This is a genomic window from Pseudomonas sp. OST1909, from assembly GCF_015277575.1.
GTDB lineage: Bacteria > Pseudomonadota > Gammaproteobacteria > Pseudomonadales > Pseudomonadaceae > Aquipseudomonas > Aquipseudomonas synxantha_A.
Window position 1 is genome coordinate 5,014,227 of the sequence record NZ_CP063780.1, and the last position, 22,724, is coordinate 5,036,950.

Consider the following 22,724-nt stretch of genomic DNA (forward strand, 5'->3'; position numbering starts at 1 on the left):
AACGCCAATTTATAGTGGGTATCAGCACACCACAAGCCATGGGACATACACGATGACAGCCCCCGCCCTGCACCTCGCCCTGATCGGCGACTACAATCCTGATGTGATCGCCCACCGGGCTATCCCGCTGGCGCTACAGCGGGCCGCTGCCGCCCTGGGTCTGAGCGCCCAGGTACAATGGCTCGACACCGACACACTCACCTGCACCTCTGCCCTGCACGGTTTTGACGGCTTCTGGTGCGTCCCCGCCAGCCCCTACCGCGACACCGAGGGCGCGCTGCGGGCAATCCGTTTTGCTCGCGAGCAAAGACGCCCTTTTCTCGGCACATGCGGTGGTTTTCAACATGCTGTATTGGAATATGCCCGCAACGTACTGGGTTGGGCCGATGCAGAGCATGGCGAGTTGGCTCCAGACGCTGAACGCGCCGTCATCACGCCACTGAGCTGCTCCCTGGTAGAAGTGAACGACACCGTGCGCCTGGCCCCTTACACCCGTATTGCCCAAGCCTACGCCAGCGTGGATATCCACGAAGGCTATCGATGCCGCTACGGCATCAACCCCACGTTTGCTGGTGCACTGCTTGAAGGCAACCTGATTCCCACCGGCCACGATTCAGCGGGCGATCTGCGCGCCGTGGAGTTGCTCGACCATCCGTTCTTCGTCGCCACCCTGTTCCAGCCTGAACGCGCTGCGCTGAACGGCATCACCCCGCCCTTGGCACTGGCCCTGCTCAAGGCGTGTCGAGGGGCATTGGTATGATCGCCAAGACACCGGCCCTGCCTTATTACGCGGTGATTTTCAGCTCACTGCGTACCGATGGCGACCAGGGTTATGGCGAGGCCGCCTCGCGGATGCTGGCACTGGCGGCGGAACAACCTGGGTTTCTCGGGGTGGAGTCCGCGCGAGAAGATGGGTTGGGGATCACAGTGTCCTACTGGACCAGCGAAGCGGCGATCCTGGCCTGGAAACAGCAGGCCGAGCATCGGCAGGCGCGTGAGCGAGGGCGGGCCACTTGGTACACCGCGTTTCACACGCGGGTATGCAAGGTAGAGCGGGCGTACACCTACCCTCGTTGAAACACTAACCCTCATTTGCCCCTCACCGACCAGAAAAAAGCTGCGGGCTAGCTCACCAAACTGCGCAACGCACTGATCTGCGGGATCTCCACCCGGCGCATATACACCCGCAACGGTTCGGTGATGTTGATGCGGTCATCGATGTTCTGGTCCAGCAGCAACTGTATGCGTTCGCGGCACAGGGTCATGGTGTGGTCGGCGGCCGGTAGCCAGACGAATTCGGCAGTGGGGATGATGCCGTCATCGGCCACGTCCATGCCGAAGGCATCTTCGCTGAAACGCACGATGTACTGGCCGGTCTTGCGATTGAGGCCGACAAAACCCTGGAGTTGGTCGGCGGCCTGGCAGATAAGTTCTGAAGTGATGCGCATGGTAAACCTCACTGAAAAGTCCCATCGGGACTGGAAAGATGGTTTACACGCGTGGCAAAAAATACTGCCCTCTGACGGGGCAGCTATGGCCAAGAATACTGCAATGCAGCACAAAAAAACCGACAAAATTGGCTCGCGCGCACGTTAATGTCGGTTTGGTGATAGCGCCTTTCGCAATCAATTGTTAAAAAGGACACCTTCTCAAAGTTACCTCCACGAAAGGACTTCGCATATGCCTGTCACGTTTACCAAGAGCGCCTTGCTGCTGGCGTTGATGCTCGGCCTTGGCCAGGCACAGGCTGCCGACCCGGTCAGCCCGGCTGAATTGGCGACAAACGAAGGCATACCCTACCCTGCCGTGATCGCTCACCGTGGCGCCTCCTACGACGCACCTGAATCCACCGCCGCCGCCTACAAGGTGGCACGCGACCTGGGGGCCGACTACCTGGAACTGGACCTGCAACGCAGCAAGGACGGCGTGCTGTTTGCCCTGCACGACAACAACCTGCAGCGCACCACCGACGTGGCCACCAAGTTCCCCGAGCGCAAAGACGCGCCTGCCAACGAGTTCACCTGGAAAGAACTGCAAACCCTCGACGCCGGCAGCTGGTTCAACGCCGCCTACCCGGACCGCGCGCGCCCAGGCTTCGTTGGCCTGAAGATCCTGAGCCTGGACGACATCATCAAGATCGCCGAAGGCAACCCCTCGCACAAACCCGGCCTGTACATCGAAACCAAGGAGCCCAAGCAGTTCCCGGGGATCGAAGCCGACCTGAAAAACAAGCTGCTGGACAAGGGCTGGCTGAGTTCCGCCGGCTCCAAGCTGGGCAAAAGCAACACCGGCGTCGGCCAAGGCCGTGGCCGCGTGGTGCTGCAAACCTTTGAAGTTGCAAGCCTGCAAGAGTTGCAGAAAGAAATGCCCAACACCCCGAAGATCCTGCTGTTGTGGGTCGGCGAAGGCAGCATCGAACCCAAATCCAAAGTCACCTTCGCCGAATCCGGTGAACCGACCAAGGCCGCCTACTACGCCAAGCAAGAACCGAAGGACGCCGCCGAATTTGAAAAATGGGTCGACCAGGCCAAAAGCCTTGGCGCCATCGGCACCGGCCCGTCGGCTGAGCTGACCGACCACGGCGACCAGAGCTACACCGATCTGGTGAAACCTGAAATGAACAAGCTGACCCACGACAAGGGCCTGTTGGTGCATGTATACACCGTGGATGAGCCGGTGGATTTCGAGAAAGTCATGAAGGCCGGCGTCGATGGCATCTTCACCAACCGTGCCGCCGAGCTGCTGAAGTTCTACAAACGCTGGCCGTCTTCCAGCGTTCAGGACCTGCTCAACGACCATAAGTACTAAGGGCGTTGGTGTCAGTGAGCCATTAAGGATGAGTTAAGTTGCGCCGGTTAATCTGGCGCCACTTAAACAGCTCAACCCAAGAAGGACACACACCATGAAAACCTTGACCGCTTTGTTCGCCGCCACTGCCTTGACCCTGACTGCCGGCCTGGCGCAGGCGGATGTTCGTCCAGACCAGATTCCTAGCCTGCTCAAGTCTGGCGCCGTGATGCCTTTCGACAAACTCAACGCTGCCGCATTGGACAAGCACGCGGGCGCCACTATCAATGATACCGAGTTGGACCACAACAATAGCGGCGTCCTGGTCTACGAAGTTGAACTGACCGACACTGCCGGCAAGCAATTCGAAGTGAAGCTCGACGCCAAAACTGGCGCAGTGCTCGCAGACAAGCTCGACACTTGAGTCGAATCTCCCAAAAAACGCGCCACCTTCGGGTGGCGCGTTTTTTTATGCGCGACACCCAACCGTCACATAACCGTCATCCCACCTTGCAATGATTCGCGCCTGAGTGCCTGTGAAACTTCCTACAGGCCCTTTCTCTGCGAGCCGCCATGAACCACAGCATCGACCACGCCCATCAGGACCCCGACCTGTTTGGCCTGCTTTACGGTTTCCGCTTTCGCCCCGGCGAAAAAGGCCAGCAAATTGACTCAGCCACCGCCCTCGCCGCCTTGCAGCAACCACAAGATCCGGAAGAGTTTCTGTGGCTGCACTTGAACCTCGCCCACGCTGCGTGCGAGCGCTGGATGCAGGCGCATTTGTCGCTGCCGGAAGAGTTTTTTGAAGCTTTGCATGAGGGCTCACGCTCTACACGCATCGAGCATGTGGACTCGGCCTTGTTGGCGGTGGTCAACGATGTGGTGTTCAACTTCAGCAGCATGGTGTCGTCGGATATTTCCACGCTGTGGGTGTGCGCGCGCAGCCGCTTGCTGATCAGTGCGCGCCTGCAACCACTGCATTCGGTAGACAAATTGCGCTCGTCGGTAAAAGCCGGTGAACACTTTCGCTCGCCTCTGGAACTGCTGGTGCATTTACTGCGCGACCAAGGCGAAGTGCTGACCCAGATCGTGCGCAAGACCAGTATCAGCGTCGACCATATCGAAGATCAGTTGCTGTCCTCACGCCTGTCTACCAACCGCGCCGAACTGGGCGCTGCACGCCGCGTATTGGTGCGCCTGCAACGCCTGCTGGCGCTGGAGCCAGGCTCGTTGTTACGCCTGCTCAACCGTCCGCCGCACTGGCTGCAAAAGGAAGACGTGAAGGAGTTGCGCAAATCCACCGAGGAGTTTGCGTTGATCATCAACGACCTGACGGCCCTGGGCGAACGCATCAAGCTGTTGCAGGAGGAAATCGCCGCCAACCTCAATGAGCAAAGCAACCGCACGTTATTCACCCTTACTGTGGTGACAGTGCTGGCGTTGCCGATCAATATCATTGCCGGTTTTTTTGGCATGAACGTGGGTGGAGTGCCGCTGTCACAGGACCCGGAAGGCTTCTGGATATTAGTGGCGCTGGTGGCGACCTTTACCTTGATTGCCGGGCGGTGGGCCTTCCGAAAACGCAAAGACTACTGACCTGAAATGCGGTCAAAACGTGGGAGGGGGCTTGCTCCCGATAGCGGTAGTCAGTCAATAATTTATTAACTGACACTCCGCCATCGGGAGCAAGCCCCCTCCCACATTGGTTCTTCTGCGTTTGGTAGACCGGCGGTGCACTCGATTTCCGAAAACACTGACCTGCCGCAGCATCGCTGTAATATTTTGCAATGATCATTAAGGCCATCCTCCTCACACTGGATGCTCCGGCATGGCCACCCCTTCCCTGACTGCCTCCCCCCACGCTTCACCCTCCTCCCAACCCCGGCTGGACACAAAACCAGGCTTGTTGACGGTGATCATGTTCTTCGCCGTACTTGCCATGGGTCTGTTGTTCACCGCTTACAGCCTGATGCACGATATGCACGAAATGGGCGCCCAGCTCACTACCTGGACGCCGTTCCTGTTGCTCGGCGTGGCGCTGTTAATCGCCCTGGGGTTTGAATTCGTCAACGGCTTCCATGACACCGCCAATGCGGTGGCGACGGTGATCTACACCAACTCGCTGCCACCGCATTTTGCGGTGGTGTGGTCGGGCTTCTTCAACTTCCTCGGCGTGTTGCTTTCCAGTGGCGCGGTGGCATTCGGCATCATCGCCTTGCTGCCGGTGGAGCTGATTTTGCAGGTGGGATCATCGGCCGGGTTCGCCATGATTTTCGCCCTGTTGATCGCCGCGATCCTGTGGAACCTGGGCACCTGGTGGCTGGGGCTGCCGGCCTCGTCGTCCCACACCCTGATCGGCTCGATCATCGGCGTAGGCGTGGCCAATGCTCTGATGCACGGACGTGACGGCACCAGCGGTGTGGATTGGAGCCAGGCGATCAAGATCGGTTATGCCTTGTTGCTGTCGCCGCTGATTGGCTTTGCGTTTGCCGCCTTGCTGTTGCTGGCCCTGCGCGCCTTTGTCAAAAACCGTGCGCTGTATAAGGCGCCCAAAGGCGACACGCCGCCGCCCTGGTGGATTCGCGGGATGCTGATTGTTACTTGCACCGGCGTGTCGTTCGCCCACGGTTCCAACGATGGGCAAAAGGGCATGGGCCTGATCATGCTGATCCTGGTGGGCACCTTGCCGATGGCCTACGCGCTGAACCGCACCATGCCTGCCGATCAGTCGCTGCAATTTGCCGCCGTCGCAGAAGTGACCCAGGCTGCTTTGGTCAAAGCAGCGCCGCAGCCGGCACCGGGCGATTCACGTGCCACCTTGTCGGCCTACGTTCGCACCAAAGAGGCCACGCCGGAACTGGTGCCCGCACTCGCCGCCATCACCGGCCATATCGGCGAAGAAGTGAAAAGCTATGGTTCCCTCGCCGCCGTACCGGCCGAAGCCGTCGGCAACGTGCGTAACGACATGTACCTGACCAGCGAAACCATTCGCCTGATGGACAAAGGCAAGGTCGGCAACTTCGACGCCGACACCCAGGGCAAGCTGCAACTGTTCAAGCAACAGATCGACAACGCCACGCGCTTTATCCCGCTGTGGGTGAAGATCGCCGTGGCCATTGCCCTTGGCCTGGGCACCATGGTCGGCTGGAAGCGCATCGTGGTGACGGTGGGCGAAAAAATCGGCAAGACTCACCTGACTTACGCTCAAGGCGCTTCGGCCGAAACGGTGGCGATGCTGACCATCGGCGCGGCGGATATGTTCGGGCTGCCGGTGTCGACCACCCATGTATTGTCCTCGGGTGTAGCCGGGACCATGGTCGCCAATGGCGGGGGGTTGCAGATGAAGACCATCCGCAATTTGTTGATGGCGTGGGTGTTGACCTTGCCGGCGGCGATATTGCTGTCGGGTAGCCTCTACTGGCTTTTTACCCAATTGTTCTGACACACAGAAAATCAAAATGTGGGAGCAAGCCCCCTCCCACATTCGGTTTTGTGTTTCTTCAGGGTGTGAAGAGTCCGGCCATGGCCTTCAGGCGCTTTTTGTAGACCCGCCGCGCCTCCAGCGCTTGCTCCAATGTCACCGCCACGAACCCCGCTCGCTGATTGGGCTGCATCTGCCCGATCAAGTCCAGGTCGGCGCTGATCACCGTGCCGATCATCGCGTAGCCACCGCCCGACACCGCATCGCGATGCAGCACAATCGGTTCCAACCCCGCCGGTACCTGAATCGAACCAATCGGGTAGCAACTGTCGACGATGTTGGAGGGGTCGGAGCCCGCGCCAAACGGCTGTTCCCGCGGCTGGAAGCTCAATGCGCTGCCGCCCTTGAAGCGATAGCCGATGCGATCAGCCTCGGAGCCCACCGTCCACGGCTCGGCAAAAAAGCTGCTTTTTGCCGCGTCGGTCAAGCGCTCGTAGTACAGCCCCGGCACTACGCGCAACGTGACATCACCGCCCACCGAACGACGCAACGCCATCGGCAAGCTGTTGCCCGCACGCCCCGCACCGCTGGCCGTGCCGATAGGCAACAGATCGCCCTCCTGCAAGCGCCGCCCGTGAAACCCACCGAGAGCACCAAGGGTGTAGGTGGAGCGGCTGCCAAGCACCAACGGCACGTCGATGCCCCCGGCAACGGCGAGGTAAGTCCGCGCGCCGGCCACGGGAAACTCGAAGCGCAGCACCTGCCCGGCACGCACGCTAAAGGCGGTGTCCTGATGCACCACTTCACCGTCCAGGCGCGGCGACATCAAGGCGCCGCTCAGCGCTATAAGCGCGTCTTGCTGGAACTCCAGCTCAGGCCCGATCAGCGTGCATTCCAGGCCAGCCGCGCCCACGGGATTGCCGACCAGATGGTTGGCTGCACTCAGCGCGTATTGGTCCAGCGCCCCCGATGGCGGAATGCCCAGGTGGTAATAGCCTTCGCGGCCCAGGTCCTGCACGGAGGTGGCGAGGCCGGGTTTGAGCACCTTGATCATGCCAGCGCCTCCTGCAGGGTTTGCGGATAGCCAATGGGATCGGCGAGAAAGGCATCGAGGGAAAATTCCACCGGGCGAATGCGCAAGTCGAAACGCCCGGCTTCCACTTCGGTGACGGCCAGGTCGTAAGCCTCCCGGCCCATCGGCTTGAACTGCACGATGTCGCCAGGACGGAAGAACACCATGTGCTCCTTGAGGTAGGCCAACTGCTGCTGCGGGTCGTAGATCGGTGCCGGGGTCACGCCGAACATCTGGTAACCGCCGGCACCGCGAACCGAATAGATACACCCAAAGCAGCCGCCATGGCCCAGGGTCAGTTTCGGCGTGTCGGTGCGCGGCCGCAGGTACTTGGGCACCTGCAATTGCCGTTCGCGCTCGACCATCTGGAACATGAACGGCAGCCCCGCGACAAAGCCGACCATCGACACAAACCAGGGTGCGCCACTGTGGGCGGCGATAAACGCGTCCACATCGGCCAGGCCGTTGATACGGGCGGCGTATTCAAGGTCAGTGCCGCCGGGGTCCTGGTGGCGGTCACGAAAACGCATCAGGGTTTCGTGGGTCCAGGGGTCGTTATAGAGCACCGGGATCTCGATGATGCGCGTGTGCAGCGTGCGCTCGGCCACCGCCTGGGCTTCGGCGCTTTGCACCGCGTCGAGCAGCACGTGAGGCGCGATGCGGTCGGGGTCGAAGCGAATCTGGAAGGATGCATTGGCCAGGCACACATCCAGCACGCCTTCCAGCGCCAGGCGTTCCACGGCGCGGGTCACCGCCATGCCCTTGAAAAAAGCCTCCAGGGACATGCTGTCGCTGACCTCGGCAAACAGGTGTTCATCACCGCCGAAGCTGTAGCGGATGGGGGACGTTTCAGCCATGTCTGTTCCTCTTGGAATCATTGTAGAAAGGCAGGCAAAAAAGTGAGGTAAGGCTCTTATTGGGGGGGCCGGACTTCGATACCGGCCTGATCCAACGCTTCGCGGGTGGCTTGCACCAAGTCCAGGGCGCCAGGGGTATCGCTGTGCAGGCAGATGGAATCGAATTCAATCACCAGGTCTTCGCCTTCCACGGTACGTACCCGCCCGCTCTGACAAGCGCGCAGGACACGGGCTGCAACGGTAGCAGCGTCCAGTGCACGCACATTGCGGGTGAACACGATGGAGCCGCTCAGATCGTACTCACGGTCGGCATAGAACTCGCGCACGACCGGCTGTCCCAGTTCCCTGGCAATGCGCCAGATCACCGAATTGGGCATGCAGTACAGCAACAGCGTCGGCTCGATGATTTGCAGGTTTTGCACCAATAGCCGCGCAGCCTCTTCATCGCGGGCCAGGTGCATGTAGAGCGCGCCGTGGGGCTTGATGTGTTGCAAGGTCACGCCTTGGGCACGAGCCATTTCACGCAGCGCGCCAAGTTGGTAGAGCATATCGTCCACCAGCTCCTGGGCCGATGCATGGATATGCCGACGACCGAAGCCCACCAGGTCGCGAAAACCCGGGTGAGCGCCGATGGCCACGCCCAATTGCTTGGCGCGCTCGACAGTGCGGCGCATGGTGCCAGGGTCGCCGGCGTGAAAGCCGGTGGCGATATTGGCCGAGCTGATGTGAGCCATCAGCTCTGCGTCGACGCCGTCGCCGATAGTCCAGGGGCCGAAGCTTTCGCCCATATCCGAATTGAAATCCACTGCCCGCATCAAGGTTGCTCCGCCATAAGTGATGCCAGGAAAGTAGGCTGGGGCTTGACCCCTTGGGAAGATCTATTATCAGATGATCCATCTTCTGAAAATCAGATACCGACCATGTCCCTTACCTTGCGCCAGGTTCGCTACTTCGTCGCCACCGCTGAAATCGGCCAGATTTCCCAGGCGGCGATTCACCTGAACATTTCCCAGTCGGCGGTGACCACGGCGATCAAGGAGCTGGAAGCCATGCTCGGCGTACAGTTGTTCGTGCGCTCGGCCCAGGGCATGAACCTCACCGACGCCGGTCGGCATTTTCTCAACCGCGCCTATGTGATTGTGCGCAGCGTAGAAGACGCCCTGAACAGCCCGCTGCCGGATTACCGCGCCAGCGGCGTGTTGCGGGTGGCGGCGAGCTACACCGTGCTGGGTTATTTCCTGCCGCACCATTTGCAGCGCATGGAGCATTGGCATCCGGACGTGACCATCGAGGTGTTCGAGCAGGAACGTCAGGCCATCGAACAGGGCCTGCTCGATGGCCAGTTCGACATGGCCGTGGTGCTTACCGCCAACCTCACCCACGCGGATATCGTCTCTGAAATCCTGTTCAACTCCGAACGCCGCCTGTGGCTGCCCAGCCATCACCCATTGTGTGAACGCGGCGCCGTCAGCCTGGCGGACGTGGCGCAAGAGCCCTACATCCTGCTGACCGTCGATGAAGCCGAACACAGTGCCATGCGCTATTGGGAACAGGCCGGGCAAACCCCCAGGGTGCGGCTGCGCACCAGCTCGGTGGAAGCGGTGCGCAGCATGGTTGCCAATGGCAGCGGCGTGGCGATTCTGTCGGACCTGGTGCACCGGCCCTGGTCGCTGGAAGGCAAGCGCATCGAAACCCTGACCGTCACCGACCCGGTCACGCCCATGAGCGTCGGCCTGGCCTGGCACCGCGAGCGCGCGTTTACCCCGGCGATGCAAGCCTTCCGCGATTACTTCCACGATGCGTTCCTGGCGCCGCAGCAGTTGTCGGCGCGCCGTTAAAGGTGGGCTTGCAGGGTGGCGGTCAACCAGTCCATGAACACCCGCACCCGCAGCGGTAAATGCCGCTGGCCGGCGTACAGTAAATACACGTCCAGAGGCGGTGCCTGGTAATCCGGCAGCACGGCTACCAACTCGCCACTGGCCAATAAATCGCGAATCCCGAGTTGGGGCACTTGGGTAATGCCAAAACCTGCCAGGCACGCCGACTGATACGCATCGGTGCTGTTGACGGTCACCCTTCCTGCCATCGGCAACCGTTGCACCTTGTTGCCCACCAGGTACTCGAACCCTGCCGAGCGTGCGCCCAGGGGCCGCACGTAATGCACCAATTGGTGATTCGCCAGGTCAGCCAATGTCGCAGGCATGCCGTAACGGTGCAGATACGCCGGGCTCACGCAGTTGACCATCGGCATGCTGCACACCCGTCGCGCCACCACTGTTTGGTCTGGCTGGGCACCGACGCGCACGACGCAATCAAATCCTTCGGCGATCAGGTCCACCTGGCGGTCCGAGCCGCTGATCTCGATGTCGATCAGGGGATGGCGCGTCATGAACGTGGGCAAATTCGGCACGATCAAACCCCGCGCCATGACATTGGGCATATCCACCCGTATGCGCCCGGCCAGTTGGGTTTCATCCTGGCGAAACAACCCTTCCAGTTCTTCCATATGCGCCAGCAGATCCTTGCTGCGCTCATACAACACACGCCCGTCTTGGGTCGCCTGCACCTTGCGCGTGGTGCGTTGCAACAGCCGTGCGCCGAGCAACTCCTCCAACGCCTGCACATGCTCGGATACCGTAGAGCGTGGCAAACCCAGGCTTTGGCCGGCCTGGGTAAAACTCGATAACTCAGTGACGCGTACGAAGGTGCGCAGCAGCTCAAGCTTGTTCATTGGATTGTTCGCCTTATCCGGCCAGTGATTCCGATATCAGCCTGTTTATCACGTCATGACCGGACAAATACACTCAGTTCCACTAACTATCACTGAGGACTGCACCATGACCCGTAAAATCGCACTCATCACCGGCGCTAGCCGTGGCCTGGGCAAAAGCGCTGCGCTGCACCTGGCTGCGCAAGGCGTAGATATTATCGGCACCTACCACAGCGCCGCAGGCGAGGCCCAAGCCGTAGTTGCCCAAGTGGAGGCATTGGGTGGCCGCGCCGCCATGCTGCAACTGGACGTCAGCCAAAGCGCAAGCTTCGATGGGTTCGTCGGCCAGGTCGGCGCGCTGCTCAAGGATGTTTTCGCTCAGGATCATTTCAACTTTCTGATCAATAACGCAGGCATCGCTGCCCACGCCAGCTTCGCCGAGACCACCGAAGCCCAGTTCGACCAGTTGGTGGCGATCCACGTCAAGGCGCCGTTTTTTCTCACGCAAAAACTGCTGCCGTTGATCAGCGATGGCGGACGCATCATCAACATTTCCAGCGGCCTGGCGCGGTTCAGCCTGCCGGGGTATGCAGCCTATGCGTCGATGAAGGGAGCGGTCGAAGTGCTGTCGCGCTACCAGGCCAAAGAGCTGGGCCCACGCGGTATTACCGTGAACACCCTGGCACCGGGCGCGATTGCCACCGACTTCGGCGGCGGCGCGGTGCGCGACAACAGCGATGTGAATGCCATGGTCGCCAATAACACGGCCCTGGGCCGCGCCGGTTTGCCGGACGACATTGGCGGTGCGATTTCGACATTGCTGGCCGATGGCAGCCATTGGATCACCGGCCAGCGGATCGAGGCGTCGGGCGGGATGTTCCTGTAGGCGCCCACCTACAGGGCTACTGGGGTTTTACCGACGATTTTCTCGCGCAACACGTCATAACCCCAGTGGTACACATAGGTGTACGGCAGGAAGAACAGCAGCACACCAATGTCGAGGATGAACGCCTCCAACAGGCTGATCTTCATCAAGGTCGCAATCAACGGCACTGCCAGCAGGATCAGGCCGCCCTCGAACAGCAGCGCGTGCAGCACCCGGGTCCAGCCACTGTTGGCCAGTTGCAGGTGTGTTTTGAGGCGGTCGAACAGGCTGTTGAAAACCACGTTCCAGCTCAGGGCCAACAGGCTGATGCCCAGGGTCACTGCGCCCATCTCCAGTGCCGGCCTGCCGGTGATCCAAACCAGCAGCGGCGTACAGATCAACAAGGCCAACCCTTCAAAACCCAGGGCTTGGAAAACACGTTCAGTAATCGACTTGGTAGGGTTCATGACCCGGCTCCGTGAATGACGATGGTTGCCATGATCAGGTTTTGTCTCGATACTTCATAACCAATAACCATCGACCAAGGCGATAGTATGGCCTCCCACGAAGTGCTTCAGGCGTTTGTCCAGGCCGCCACCCAAGGCTCGTTTTCCGCCGCTGCGCGCAAGCTGGGCAAAAGCCAGTCGACTGTCAGCGCGGCGGTGGCCAGCCTTGAGATTGACCTGGACGTTGTGCTGTTTGATCGCAGCAGCCGCAAACCCACCTTGACTGCGGCGGGACAGGTACTGCTGCAACGGGCCGAACAGGTGCTGGAGGCCAGCAGTCGCCTGGAGTTGGCCGCCAGTCAGCTATCCCAAGGGTTGGAGCCGAAGTTGAGTATCGCCATGTCCGATACTTACCAATCGGATCGATTCGAAATCGCCCTCACAGCCTTCGAGCAACGCTATCCGGACCTTGAGCTGGAATGCCTGATCGCCGAATGCGAAGACCTGATCGCGCTGGTACAAAGCGGCCGGGCACAGATTGCGTTTATCGAGAAACAAGAGATTTACCCGCCGGATCTGACCTTCTCCTGCGTGGAAGAACGTACTGAAATCGCGCTGTTCGTTTCGCCTGAACACCCGTTGGCTGGCCTGGACAGGGTGCTCCCGCACGTCTTGCAGCAACACCGGGAGCTGCGGCTGGCGAGCATCATCAACCCCAATGAAAGCCGCAGCACTCAGCGTGTGTGGTCGGCACCGAGTTACCTGATGTTGATGGAGATGGCGCAACTGGGTTTTGGCTGGGCACCGATTCCACGCTGGCTGGTGGAACGTTTTGGCGGCAATCAGTTGGTCGAACTCAAGGTTCGCAGTTGGCCGCGCTCGGTGGCGGTGGATGCTCTATGGTCGCGCCAACACCCACCGGGGCCTGCTGGGAGTTGGTTGCTGGGCAAGATGCTCGACTGAGCCCCTCCCATATTTGGATAGTCATTGTCTGGGGGAATTGAGTTCGGCGAGGCGGCGCATGATGAAGCGCTTTTCCGGGGTTTGTTGGGTCAGCGACAGAGCTTTTTCGTAAGCTGCACGGGCCTCTTCAACCCGTCCCAACTGCCGGCAAAACTCCCCGCGGGCCGAATGCGCCAAGTGGTAATCGTGCAAGTCACCGCGTTGCAAAATGCCCTCCACCAGCGCCAAACCCGCCAGTGCCCCCTGCTCCATCGCCACCGCAACTGCCCGGTTCAATTCGATCACCGGCGAGGGTACCGCTCTGAGCAGTACATCGTAGAGCCCGATAATCTGTCGCCAATCGGTTTCCCCTGCGTTAAGCGCCTCGGCGTGCACCGCCGCAATCGCCGCCTGCAAGCAATACGGCCCGAAGCGCCGGGTGCTCAGCGCCTGCTCCACCAGGTTGCAGCCTTCAGCTATCAACGATGTATCCCACAGCCCACGGTCCTGAGCATCCAGCAGCACCAGTTCGCCGTTGGCCGAGGTGCGTGCGGGCCTTCGCGACTCATGCAACAGCATCAACGCCAACAAGCCCATCACCTCCGGCTCCGGCAGCAATTGCATCAGCAAACGGCACAGGCGAATGGCCTCCAGGGTCAAGTCTTCACAGGTCAGGTCCGCCCCAGTGGAGGCCGTGTAGCCCTCGTTGAACACCAGGTAAATCACGCGCAACACGCTGTCCAATCGCTCGGGCAATTCGGCTCGGGACGGCACTTGGTAAGGAATTTTCGCATCGCGGATCTTGCCCTTGGCGCGCACGATGCGCTGGGCGATGGTGGCAGGTGTGGCCAGGAACGCATGGGCGATTTGCTCGGTGCTGAGGTCGCAGATCTCACGCAGGGTCAGCGCGGCCTGGGCATCGGGAGCCAGCGCCGGATGGCAGCAGGTGAAGATCAGGCGCAGGCGGTCATCTTCCACGTCGTCATCGCTCCAGTCAGCTGCCTGCAGCGTGTCGGCCTGCTCTTGCAGCAACGGGGTAAACCGCGCCTGGCGGCGCAGGCGGTCGATGGCTTTGAAGCGGCCGGTCGATACCAGCCAGGCCCGTGGGTTATCCGGTATGCCGTCCTCGGGCCAGCGCTGCACGGCGACAAAAAACGCCTCGTGCAACGCCTCCTCGGCCAGGTCGAAATCACCCAGCACGCGAATCAGCGTGGCAAGCACACGCCGTGACTCGCTGCGGTAGATGTCTTCGACCTGACCACTGAGCGTCATTGCGGCACGTTCAGTTCGCGCACCGGGCGTACTTCCACACTGCCGACTCGGGCCGCCGGAATGTCACCCGCCACCTGGATAGCTTCGTTAAGGTCCCTGGCGTCGATCAGGTAGAACCCGGCGAGCTGCTCTTTGGTTTCGGCAAACGGCCCGTCGGTGATCGACAACTTGCCATTGCGCATACGCACGGTGGTGGCGGTGGCCACCGGCTCCAGCGGCTCGGCGGCCAGCATCCGCCCGCTGGCCTGGATGGCCTGCGCATAGGCGAGACACTCCGAGTCGTGGGGGCTGTCGGGCGAGGTGTGCAGCACCTGTTCGTCGCTGTAGATCAGGCACAGGTATTTCATGGCGTTCTCCGTGTTCGGATGACTGACTATAGTTCGCGGCGCTCAGGGTTCCAGATCGAACAGTGCCGTGCCGCTTTGCATATCAAAGGGCGCCGACCAGTGTTCATGCACCACCTTCCATTGGCCATTGATGCGCTGGTACCCGGCGGTCACGCGCATCCAGCAGGCTTTCACCTCACCATCGGGCCCGGCACCGCCGCAGTGGGCCAGCCAGTGAGCGAATGCGCTGTCTGGCGCTTCGACGATATGCAGTTCATGAAACTCGAAGATACCGGGGCCGGGGCAATGCTTCATGCATTCTTCCCAGTGCGCGCGGTAGGCCGCCCTGCCTTTGAATTGTAAAGCGGTTACGGCATCGAACGAGACGATATCGTCGGCGTAAAAGCTGACAATCTTGTCGATATCGCGACTGACAACGGCGTGTTTCCATTGCTCGATCAGGTGGTTGATGGCAGTGCTCATGGCGATGACTCCTTGGGGTGGAAAATCACGTAGGACACCCTTAGTCGAATGGCCGTCGCACCAATCGACACACCTCGGAAAAATAATTTCCCATACGTCAAACCCGATAAACTGCACCCTTATTTGCAACCGTTCGGATAGCCCGATGCAAACCCGCCTTGTTGCCTACGAGGCGCTCAACCCTGTGCAACAACAGCAAGTGAGCGCCATCGAAGTTCATCCTGAACAATTGCCGTTTTGCGGGGATATGTACTGCGCCCTTAATACCTTGCTGGCCAACCCAAGCCCTGGGGTCAAGGGCTTTGCGTTTTTAGCCAACGACATTCCCGTCGCCTTCCTCCTGCTCAAGCGCCCACCGTGCCTGCCCCATTGGGCCGATGAACACAGCGCCACGCTGCATGCGTTGCAAGTAGATCGGCATCGGCAAGGGCGCGGGTTCGGCAAAGCGTGTTTGCAGGCGCTGCCGGCCATGGCGCTTGAGACGTGGCCGCAGATCAAAGGGTTGGAGTTGTCTGTGGACACGCACAACCTGGCGGCGATGGGGCTGTATCTCGGGGCGGGATGGGTGGACAGCGGCGAGGCCTACAAGGGACGGGTCGGGTATGAGCGCCGGTTGCGCTGGATATTCAGTTCATAACGGTAATGTCACGTAAACAGGACTTTCACGCGTGCCTGTCGTGTTTACGTGACATCGAATGCGCAGTCAGCCCCGCTCTCCAACCGGTAGCCAGACTTCCACCGTCCCCGTGCCCTTCTTCCCATCGAAATCCGCGCTATAGCGCTCGAAATCCGCCCCCATCACCTTGTAGCCCGAATGCGGCAGCCATTCGAACATGATGCGTTCGTAGGTTTGCTCAAGTGCCTGCACCGGCCCGTAATGCGCGAACACGGCATAGTTGAGCGGCGGGATTTCGATGAACTCGAAATTGCTGGGCACATCGCCCTTGGCCGGGACTTCAACCCCCGCCATGTAATCGAATTCGCCTTGATGGGGGTTGTGGCATACCCCATAGGTCACCCCACCCACGCGCTTCTTGATGTCCTTGATACAGGTGTCGAACAACTCCCACAACCGTGGGATATCACCCACGGTGGCCTTCGAATACCGCCCTTGCACACCGGCGATCACCAGCGCTTTGCCGGCTTCCATGCGTGGCTCCAACGGTTGTTTTGTCTGCTGATCCATACGAACAGTCTCCTTCTTATGAGGGAACAAACCCGCAACGAGTATAGGGGCATATCCGCGCCACACTCCATGTAGAAATTTTTCCTACGCATCTGGACAACTTGCCATCATCGCCCGTATTGTCTGCCTCGCAGGCCACCGCAGTGGCCGACGTCGCTCGGACGGTTCCGGGCGCTTACGTACTCTCGAGGCAACAATGGCCGACCAAGGTTCGCCGCGCCGCTTTGCGCGCATAGATCGACTCCCCCCTTACGTTTTCAATATCACTGCCGAGCTGAAGATGGCTGCGCGTCGGCGCGGCGAAGACATCATCGACTTGAGCATGGGTAACCCCGACGGCGCCACACCACCGCACATCGTGGAAAAAATGGTCACCGTCGCCCAGCGTGAAGACACCCACGGCTACTCCACCTCCAAAGGCATTCCACGCCTGCGCCGGGCGATTTCGCGCTGGTACAAGGACCGTTATGAAGTGGATATCGACCCCGAGTCGGAAGCCATCGTCACCATCGGTTCCAAAGAGGGTCTGGCGCACCTGATGCTGGCCACCCTGGACCAGGGCGATACTGTGCTGGTGCCCAACCCCAGCTACCCGATTCACATCTACGGTGCGGTGATTGCCGGTGCCCAGGTACGTTCAGTGCCGCTGGTGCCAGGCGTGGACTTTTTCGCCGAGCTGGAACGGGCAATTCGCGGCTCGATCCCCAAGCCAAAGATGATGATCCTGGGCTTCCCGTCCAACCCCACTGCGCAGTGCGTGGAGCTGGATTTCTTCGAGCGAGTGATCGCCCTGGCCAAGCAATACGACGTGCTGGTGGTGCACGACCTGGCCTACGCCGATATCGTCTACGACGGCTGGAAAGCCCCCTCGATCATGCAGGTACCCGGCGCCAAGGACATCGCGGTGGAGTTTTTCACCCTGTCCAAGAGCTACAACATGGCCGGCTGGCGCATCGGGTTCATGGTGGGCAACCCCGAACTGGTCAACGCCCTGGCGCGGATCAAGAGCTACCACGACTACGGCACCTTCACCCCGCTGCAAGTCGCAGCGATTGCTGCGCTGGAAGGCGATCAGCAGTGCGTCAAAGACATCGCCGAGCAGTACCGCCAGCGCCGCAATGTGCTGGTCAAGGGCTTGCATGAGCTGGGCTGGATGGTGGAGAACCCCAAGGCGTCGATGTACGTCTGGGCAAAAATCCCCGAACAGTATGCCGCCATGGGCTCGCTGGAATTTGCCAAGAAGTTGCTGCTGGAGGCGAAGGTGTGTGTGTCGCCTGGGATCGGTTTTGGCGAGTATGGCGATGATCACGTACGCTTTGCGCTGATCGAGAACCAGGACCGGATTCGCCAGGCGGTGCGCGGGATTCGCGGGATGTTCAGGGCGGATGGGTTGGTCAGCAAAGCCTGACCTGATCCACCTGAAGAAAGCCAATCAATGTGGGAGCTGGCTTGCCTGCGATAGCGGTGTTGGATTCACCATCGCCATCGCAGGCAAGCCAGCTCCCACATGTGTTTTGCGGTGCCTGTTACACCACCAACGACAGCAACATGATGAAGATCAGCGCCACGATCGACAGGATGGTCTCCATCGCCGTCCAGGTCTTGAACGTCTCGGCCACGGTCATGTTGAAGTACTGCTTGACCAGCCAGAACCCGGCATCGTTGACGTGCGACAGGATCAACGAACCCGCGCCCGTCGCCAGCACCAGCAACTCGCGGTTGACGCCCGGGATCATGCCGACCACCGGCACCACAATGCCTGCACCGGTAATGGTCGCGACCGTCGCTGAACCGGTGGCGATACGAATCACCGCCGCCACCAGCCACGCCAGCAGGATCGGGTTGATCTGTGCGTTCACTGCCATATGGCCGATCACGTCACCCACGCCGCTGGTCACCAGCATCTGCTTGAAGCCACCACCGGCACCGATGATCAGGATGATCGCGGCGGTCGGCGCCAGGCTGGCGTCGAGCAGCTTGAGGATCTGCTTGGAATGGATGCCCTGGCGATGGCCAAAGGTGTACAGCGACAGCAGCAATGCCAGCAGCAAGGCGGTGATCGGGTGACCGATCATGTCCATCCAGTTGCGCACCACGTTGCCTTCGGCAAAGGCGATGTCGGCGAAGGTTTTGAGCAGCATCAGGAACACCGGCAAGAGCACGGTGACCAGGGTGATGCCAAAGCTTGGCAGCGACTTGTTATCCGTCTCGCGGGCCAGTTGATCCACCAGTTCCTGGGACGGGTTGCCCGGAATGTACTTGGCGATAAACGTACCGAAGATCGGGCCGGCGATGATGGCGGTCGGCAGTGCGACGATCAGGCCGTACAGAATGGTCTTGCCGATGTCCGCGCCGAACACGCCAATCGCCAGCAGCGGGCCCGGGTGCGGTGGCACCAGGCCGTGTACCGCCGACAGGCCGGCCAGCAGCGGGATGCCGATCTTGATCAGCGATACACCGGTACGCCGTGCCACGATGAACACCAGCGGGATCAGCAGCACAAAGCCGATTTCAAAGAACAGCGGGATGCCCACCAGGAACGCGGCGAACATCATGGCCCACTGGACCTTCTCTTTGCCGAAGGCGCGGATCAGGGTCTGGGCGATCTGATCGGCACCGCCGGATTCGGCCATCATCTTGCCGAGCATCGTGCCCAGCGCGAGGATAATGCCAACAAAGCCGAGCACGCCGCCGAAACCGTCCTGGAACGCCTTGATGATCTTGTCCACGGGCATGCCCGAGGTCAGGCCCAGGAAACCGGCCGCGATGATCAGTGCAATGAACGGGTGCACCTTGAACTTGGTGATCAGTACGATCAACCCGATGATAGTGACTACTGCATCTAGCAGCAGGTAAGACTCGTGGGACATGCCAAACATGGGGGGTCTCTCCTGTTTGTTGTTGTTATTAAAGCGGGTGTTGAATTTTCTGCCGGGGATAGCGCTATCTTTTCCGGCAAAAAATTAATGAGTAGGTTCAAAGCCGTGCTTGCGCCACCAGGCGTTGGTCTGCTCGGCCAGCTCCTCGACGCTGTCTTCACTGGCATTGAGGGCCAGGGTCAGCGGTTCGCCCTTGGGCGATTCGAGGGTGGCGAACTGGCTGTCGATCAGGCTTGCCGGCATGAAATGGCCGGGGCGGTGGGACACGCGGTCGGCGGCCACTTCGCGGGTCAGCTCCAGGAACACAAAGCCCAGGCCCGGCGCGGCTTCGCGCAAGTGGTCGCGGTATTTCTTTTTCAGGGCTGAACAGGTGAGCACAGGATGCTCGCCCGCTGTGAGCGACCGGCGCAGTTCATCGCACAGGATGTCGAGCCAGCCGGCGCGGTCGTCGTCGTTAAGGGGGTAGCCGGCGCTCATCTTTTCGATGTTGGCGGCGGGGTGAAAGCTGTCGCCTTCAATGGCAGTGGCGCCGTTCAGGCGGCACAGGGCTTCGCTGACGCTGGACTTGCCACAGCCGGAAACACCCATGATGACCAGGGCGGTAACAGGTTGACTCATGAAACACCTCAGGACGCAGATAGCGCTACCTTTGCACAGCATAAGGCTAGTGCAAAAACAGGCTTTTCCCGCGCCGACTTGTCATTTTTATGGAGTGACGCGTGCATCTGCTCCAATCATTCGAACCGGATCAGGCAACCCTGGGTTCAATAATTTGCAGCCCTTTGGAGACAGCGCTACCTTAGTGCCTCGATTTTTGTTTGGCAAGCCGCCTGATGACCTCCAAGAACGATAAAAATACCCGCACGACGGGCCGCCCTACCCTCAATGAAGTTGCACGCCTGGCCGGGGTCAGCCCAATCACCGCCTCCCGCGCCCTGCGCGGTATCAGCACCGTGGCCACCGAACTGGTGGAAAAAGTCCAGCAGGCCGCCGCCGAACTCAGCTACGTGGTCAACCCCGCCGCCCGTGCCCTGGCGTCGGCCCAGAGCCAATCGGTGGTGGTGCTGGTGCCGTCGCTGTCCAACCTGTTGTTTATCGAAACACTGGAAGCCATCCATCAGGTACTGCGGCCCAAGGGCTTTGAAGTGCTGATCGGCAACTCCCATTATTCGCGCGATGAAGAAGAAAACCTGCTGCGCAACTACATGGCCTACCAGCCACGGGGTTTGCTGCTGACCGGGTTCGACCGCACCGAAAGCGCGCGACGAATGGTCGAGGCCAGCAATGTCCCGTGCGTGTACATGATGGATCTGGACCCCAATGCCGGGGTGAACTGCGTGGGCTTCTCACAGTTGGCCGCAGGCGAAACGGCGGCGGCGCATTTGCTGTCCCGTGGGCGCAAGCGCCTGGCCTACATCGGCGCGCAGTTGGATCAGCGCACGTTGTTGCGCGGTGAAGGTTTCCGCCGCGCCTTGCAGCAGGCGGGTATGTACGATCCGGCACTGGAGCTTTTGACACCCCGCCCCTCCTCCGTGGGCCTGGGCGGCGAACTGTTCCTGCAATTGCTGGCAGCGCATCCGGATGTGGATGCGATCTTCTTCGGCAACGACGACCTGGCCCAGGGCGCCCTGCTCGAAGCCCTGCGCCACGGCATCAAGGTGCCGGAGCGAGTCGCGGTGCTGGGCTTCAACGACTTGCCCGCGTCGTCATTCATGGTGCCGCGCCTAAGCAGCATCAGCACGCCACGCGAGGCGATTGGTCGACGTGCGGCGGAGCATTTGCTGACGATCATGGCGGGCAACAAGATTGCCAAACCGGTGGTGGATATGGGGTTTGAGTTGCAGGTGCGCGAGAGTACGTAGGACGGCTGTAGGAAGCGGCTGACATCGCGGCAAGTGCCTTGCTGCTTGACCTGTCCGATGACCTCACCGGCAAGCACCGTGATGTAGCGCTGGCCATGCATCAATTGAGCGAGCTGAGTGTATTGCTGGTAGGCAAAGCCATGAACCAACAAGTACCGCTGGCCTAGTAGTAAGGGGAGGCTCGGCCCAATAAGCACGTCAGCCTGATGTAAAGCAGCCTCCCTGTATCTGTCGACTCAGAGGACAGACAAACGTCGACCAAATCACCAGCGCCTTTCAACCGGCGGTTTTCAACGTACGCTTACCGCTCATCGGTCGCTCCAGAGAACTGTCATAAATGACAGTAGACCTGCATGGTGTATGCGGCCTAAATATCAGGGGCAGCCCCCTCGCATACTCATTGCCCTCAAGGAGACTCATTATGAATTTACCCAATAAAATCACTGGCTTCCTGAAAGAGACTAACGAGAGTTTTGATTCTCACAACATTCTCCACCTGAATACATTCCCTGGCACAAAAAACACCACACTGGCATTCATACAAAACAGCCATTTTATTGCATTCGAAATAGACAAGAGCTTCACACCAGGCCGCTATAAACTTTCCCATTCCAAGAAGGAGGAGCATGTTCAAGTTATTTATAACGTGCCTAACCCTAACGGGGGTTCGGATCCATATCCGGCCATCTCGGGAACATTTGAAATTGTCAGCAACGAAGATAATATCCTTGAAGCAAAATTTGCCTTCATAGCCGCCAAAGCCGACGACCGAGAAAAAATTATTACCGTCGAACGCGGTGAGTACTACATTAAAAATTTCAATGCGACTCCATAACCGCTTACACATCCGTCCACCTCAAGGCAGCACTGCGCATAGTCAGGCAAGTGCCTGCCTTTTCTGATCACTGCCTATCCTCGCTATAGCTCCCAAACGTCTGGTAAATTGGCCCCTGGCACTCATGATCGCAGGGAAGCTCAATGGCACACTCACTGAAAATCCTGGGCCGCACCTCCTCCATCAACGTGCGCAAAGTGTTGTGGACCTGCCAGGAACTGGGTATCGACTACGTGCGTGAAGACTGGGGCATCGGCTTCAAGCCCACGCAGTCCACCGAGTTCCTCGCCCTGAACCCCAACGCCCAGATCCCGGTCTTGATCGACGACCACGGCGTGCTGTGGGAATCCAACACCATCTGCCGCTACCTTGTCGGCCTGTACCAACGCCACGACCTGCTGCCTGTCGAACCCGCCCCCCGGGCGCGTGTCGAGCAATGGATCGACTGGCAAGCCGTGGAACTCAATCGCGCCTGGAGCGACGCTTTCACCGCATTGGTACGCAACAACCCCGACGGTCTCGACGCAGCGCAAATCGCCGCCGCAGTGCAGCTCTGGAACGACAAGATGGGCATTCTCGAACAACAACTGGCCAGGACCGGTGCCTATGTGGCCGGGGAGGAATTCACCCTCGCCGATATCCTCATCGGCCTCTCGGTACACCGCTGGCAGGCAACGCCCATGCAGCGTCCACCCTACCCCGCCATTGCCGCCTACTATCAGCGGCTCAGCCAGCACGCCGGCTTCAAGACCTTTGCCCTCGACGGCCACAACTAAGCACA

The 22,724-nt window shown here is 60.1% G+C and carries 26 protein-coding genes and 1 pseudogene; 15 read left to right on the forward strand and 12 right to left on the reverse strand.

What is annotated here, in order from left to right; translation table 11 throughout:
• Positions 1 to 52: 52 nt before the first annotated feature.
• Both IH404_RS21785 and IH404_RS21790 read left to right on the forward strand, forming a co-directional pair.
• Entirely contained in the window at positions 53 to 760 is a 708-nt protein-coding gene (locus tag IH404_RS21785) for a CTP synthase (protein ID WP_005790672.1), read from the forward strand.
• On the forward strand, positions 757 to 1,077 hold the full coding sequence (locus IH404_RS21790; RefSeq protein ID WP_194439001.1) for an antibiotic biosynthesis monooxygenase: 321 nt from the start codon (positions 757 to 759) through the stop codon (positions 1,075 to 1,077). The genes IH404_RS21785 and IH404_RS21790 overlap by 4 nt, the downstream gene beginning before the upstream one ends.
• Before the next feature lie 47 nt (positions 1,078 to 1,124).
• Here the strand turns inward: IH404_RS21790 and IH404_RS21795 are convergent, their stop codons facing one another.
• Entirely contained in the window at positions 1,125 to 1,448 is a 324-nt protein-coding gene (locus IH404_RS21795) for a DUF2025 family protein (protein WP_005790675.1), read from the reverse strand.
• Positions 1,449 to 1,680: 232 nt separating this feature from the next.
• Between IH404_RS21795 and IH404_RS21800 the strand changes: the two genes are divergently transcribed.
• The 4 genes from IH404_RS21800 (at position 1,681) to IH404_RS21815 (ending at position 6,229) form a co-directional block, all read left to right on the forward strand.
• Positions 1,681 to 2,808 (forward strand): glycerophosphodiester phosphodiesterase, encoded by a 1,128-nt coding sequence (locus IH404_RS21800; RefSeq protein WP_005790676.1) that lies wholly within the window; start codon positions 1,681 to 1,683, stop codon positions 2,806 to 2,808.
• Between the two features lie 94 nt (positions 2,809 to 2,902).
• Positions 2,903 to 3,211: a PepSY domain-containing protein gene (locus IH404_RS21805; protein ID WP_005790677.1), complete on the forward strand. Its 309-nt coding sequence runs from the start codon at positions 2,903 to 2,905 to the stop codon at positions 3,209 to 3,211.
• A 149-nt stretch (positions 3,212 to 3,360) separates the two neighbouring features.
• A complete protein-coding gene (locus tag IH404_RS21810; protein ID WP_005790679.1) occupies positions 3,361 to 4,383 on the forward strand; it encodes a transporter in 1,023 nt (340 codons plus the stop codon).
• A gap of 232 nt (positions 4,384 to 4,615) precedes the next feature.
• Positions 4,616 to 6,229 carry an inorganic phosphate transporter gene (locus IH404_RS21815; protein WP_122733675.1) on the forward strand — a complete coding sequence of 538 codons (1,614 nt, stop codon included), beginning with the start codon at positions 4,616 to 4,618 and terminating at the stop codon, positions 6,227 to 6,229.
• Between the two features lie 58 nt (positions 6,230 to 6,287).
• On the opposite strand, the gene IH404_RS21820 is transcribed toward IH404_RS21815, so the two are convergent.
• Genes IH404_RS21820 through IH404_RS21830 form a run of 3 tightly spaced genes read right to left on the reverse strand, consistent with a single transcriptional unit; the run spans position 6,288 to position 8,952 of the window.
• Positions 6,288 to 7,262 (reverse strand): biotin-dependent carboxyltransferase family protein, encoded by a 975-nt coding sequence (locus IH404_RS21820; RefSeq protein ID WP_194439003.1) that lies wholly within the window; start codon positions 7,260 to 7,262, stop codon positions 6,288 to 6,290.
• Positions 7,259 to 8,137, reverse strand: a complete 879-nt coding sequence (locus IH404_RS21825; protein ID WP_194439004.1) for an allophanate hydrolase subunit 1 — start codon at positions 8,135 to 8,137, stop codon at positions 7,259 to 7,261. The genes IH404_RS21820 and IH404_RS21825 overlap by 4 nt, the downstream gene beginning before the upstream one ends.
• A 56-nt stretch (positions 8,138 to 8,193) precedes the next feature.
• Positions 8,194 to 8,952: a 5-oxoprolinase subunit PxpA gene (locus IH404_RS21830; RefSeq protein ID WP_122733672.1), complete on the reverse strand. Its 759-nt coding sequence runs from the start codon at positions 8,950 to 8,952 to the stop codon at positions 8,194 to 8,196.
• A gap of 105 nt (positions 8,953 to 9,057) precedes the next feature.
• On the opposite strand from IH404_RS21830, the gene IH404_RS21835 reads away from it, so the two are divergent.
• A complete protein-coding gene (locus tag IH404_RS21835; protein ID WP_005790687.1) occupies positions 9,058 to 9,975 on the forward strand; it encodes a LysR family transcriptional regulator in 918 nt (305 codons plus the stop codon).
• Here IH404_RS21835 and IH404_RS21840 read toward each other — a convergent pair.
• Entirely contained in the window at positions 9,972 to 10,868 is an 897-nt protein-coding gene (locus IH404_RS21840) for a LysR family transcriptional regulator (RefSeq protein ID WP_005790688.1), read from the reverse strand. The genes IH404_RS21835 and IH404_RS21840 overlap by 4 nt on opposite strands.
• Positions 10,869 to 10,974: 106 nt before the next feature.
• Here IH404_RS21840 and IH404_RS21845 point away from each other — a divergent pair, with 106 nt between their 5' ends.
• Positions 10,975 to 11,733: an SDR family oxidoreductase gene (locus IH404_RS21845; protein ID WP_005790690.1), complete on the forward strand. Its 759-nt coding sequence runs from the start codon at positions 10,975 to 10,977 to the stop codon at positions 11,731 to 11,733.
• 8 nt (positions 11,734 to 11,741) lie between these two features.
• Here IH404_RS21845 and IH404_RS21850 read toward each other — a convergent pair whose 3' ends face one another.
• A complete protein-coding gene (locus tag IH404_RS21850; protein ID WP_005790692.1) occupies positions 11,742 to 12,179 on the reverse strand; it encodes a multidrug/biocide efflux PACE transporter in 438 nt (145 codons plus the stop codon).
• An 87-nt stretch (positions 12,180 to 12,266) separates the two neighbouring features.
• On the opposite strand from IH404_RS21850, the gene IH404_RS21855 reads away from it, so the two are divergent.
• On the forward strand, positions 12,267 to 13,121 hold the full coding sequence (locus IH404_RS21855; protein ID WP_005790694.1) for a LysR family transcriptional regulator: 855 nt from the start codon (positions 12,267 to 12,269) through the stop codon (positions 13,119 to 13,121).
• Positions 13,122 to 13,142: 21 nt separating this feature from the next.
• On the opposite strand, the gene IH404_RS21860 is transcribed toward IH404_RS21855, so the two are convergent.
• The 3 genes from IH404_RS21860 to IH404_RS21870 are packed head-to-tail and all read right to left on the reverse strand — an operon-like array spanning position 13,143 to position 15,181.
• Positions 13,143 to 14,372: an RNA polymerase sigma factor gene (locus IH404_RS21860; RefSeq protein WP_194439007.1), complete on the reverse strand. Its 1,230-nt coding sequence runs from the start codon at positions 14,370 to 14,372 to the stop codon at positions 13,143 to 13,145.
• Positions 14,369 to 14,719, reverse strand: coding sequence for a YciI family protein (locus IH404_RS21865; RefSeq protein WP_005790698.1), 351 nt, complete (start codon positions 14,717 to 14,719; stop codon positions 14,369 to 14,371). Before IH404_RS21865 ends, IH404_RS21860 begins: the two co-directional genes overlap by 4 nt.
• Before the next feature lie 42 nt (positions 14,720 to 14,761).
• Positions 14,762 to 15,181, reverse strand: a complete 420-nt coding sequence (locus IH404_RS21870; protein WP_194439008.1) for a nuclear transport factor 2 family protein — start codon at positions 15,179 to 15,181, stop codon at positions 14,762 to 14,764.
• A 145-nt stretch (positions 15,182 to 15,326) separates the two neighbouring features.
• Between IH404_RS21870 and IH404_RS21875 the strand changes: the two genes are divergently transcribed.
• The gene (locus tag IH404_RS21875) at positions 15,327 to 15,818 is read left to right on the forward strand and encodes a GNAT family N-acetyltransferase (protein ID WP_194439010.1); all 492 of its coding nucleotides are present in this window, start codon (positions 15,327 to 15,329) and stop codon (positions 15,816 to 15,818) included.
• Positions 15,819 to 15,884: 66 nt separating this feature from the next.
• Here IH404_RS21875 and IH404_RS21880 read toward each other — a convergent pair whose 3' ends face one another.
• Complete coding sequence (locus tag IH404_RS21880; RefSeq protein ID WP_194439012.1) at positions 15,885 to 16,367, reverse strand: GyrI-like domain-containing protein; 483 nt, start codon at positions 16,365 to 16,367, stop codon at positions 15,885 to 15,887.
• Positions 16,368 to 16,563: 196 nt separating this feature from the next.
• Here IH404_RS21880 and alaC point away from each other — a divergent pair, with 196 nt between their 5' ends.
• Positions 16,564 to 17,775: an alanine transaminase gene (alaC, locus tag IH404_RS21885; protein WP_005790706.1), complete on the forward strand. Its 1,212-nt coding sequence runs from the start codon at positions 16,564 to 16,566 to the stop codon at positions 17,773 to 17,775.
• A gap of 118 nt (positions 17,776 to 17,893) precedes the next feature.
• On the opposite strand, the gene IH404_RS21890 is transcribed toward alaC, so the two are convergent.
• Positions 17,894 to 19,246 carry a GntP family permease gene (locus IH404_RS21890; RefSeq protein WP_005790708.1) on the reverse strand — a complete coding sequence of 451 codons (1,353 nt, stop codon included), beginning with the start codon at positions 19,244 to 19,246 and terminating at the stop codon, positions 17,894 to 17,896.
• A gap of 84 nt (positions 19,247 to 19,330) precedes the next feature.
• Positions 19,331 to 19,864 carry a gluconokinase gene (locus tag IH404_RS21895; protein WP_194439014.1) on the reverse strand — a complete coding sequence of 178 codons (534 nt, stop codon included), beginning with the start codon at positions 19,862 to 19,864 and terminating at the stop codon, positions 19,331 to 19,333.
• A gap of 212 nt (positions 19,865 to 20,076) precedes the next feature.
• On the opposite strand from IH404_RS21895, the gene IH404_RS21900 reads away from it, so the two are divergent.
• The 4 genes and pseudogenes from IH404_RS21900 (at position 20,077) to IH404_RS21910 (ending at position 22,719) form a co-directional block, all read left to right on the forward strand.
• Complete coding sequence (locus tag IH404_RS21900; RefSeq protein WP_164365902.1) at positions 20,077 to 21,108, forward strand: LacI family DNA-binding transcriptional regulator; 1,032 nt, start codon at positions 20,077 to 20,079, stop codon at positions 21,106 to 21,108.
• A 26-nt stretch (positions 21,109 to 21,134) separates the two neighbouring features.
• Positions 21,135 to 21,275, forward strand: a pseudogene (locus IH404_RS27905) (DUF6124 family protein); the annotation flags it as partial.
• Between the two features lie 254 nt (positions 21,276 to 21,529).
• Positions 21,530 to 21,943, forward strand: coding sequence for a hypothetical protein (locus IH404_RS21905; RefSeq protein WP_194439016.1), 414 nt, complete (start codon positions 21,530 to 21,532; stop codon positions 21,941 to 21,943).
• Positions 21,944 to 22,086: 143 nt separating this feature from the next.
• Positions 22,087 to 22,719: a glutathione S-transferase gene (locus IH404_RS21910; RefSeq protein WP_122733660.1), complete on the forward strand. Its 633-nt coding sequence runs from the start codon at positions 22,087 to 22,089 to the stop codon at positions 22,717 to 22,719.
• Positions 22,720 to 22,724 lie beyond the last annotated feature (5 nt).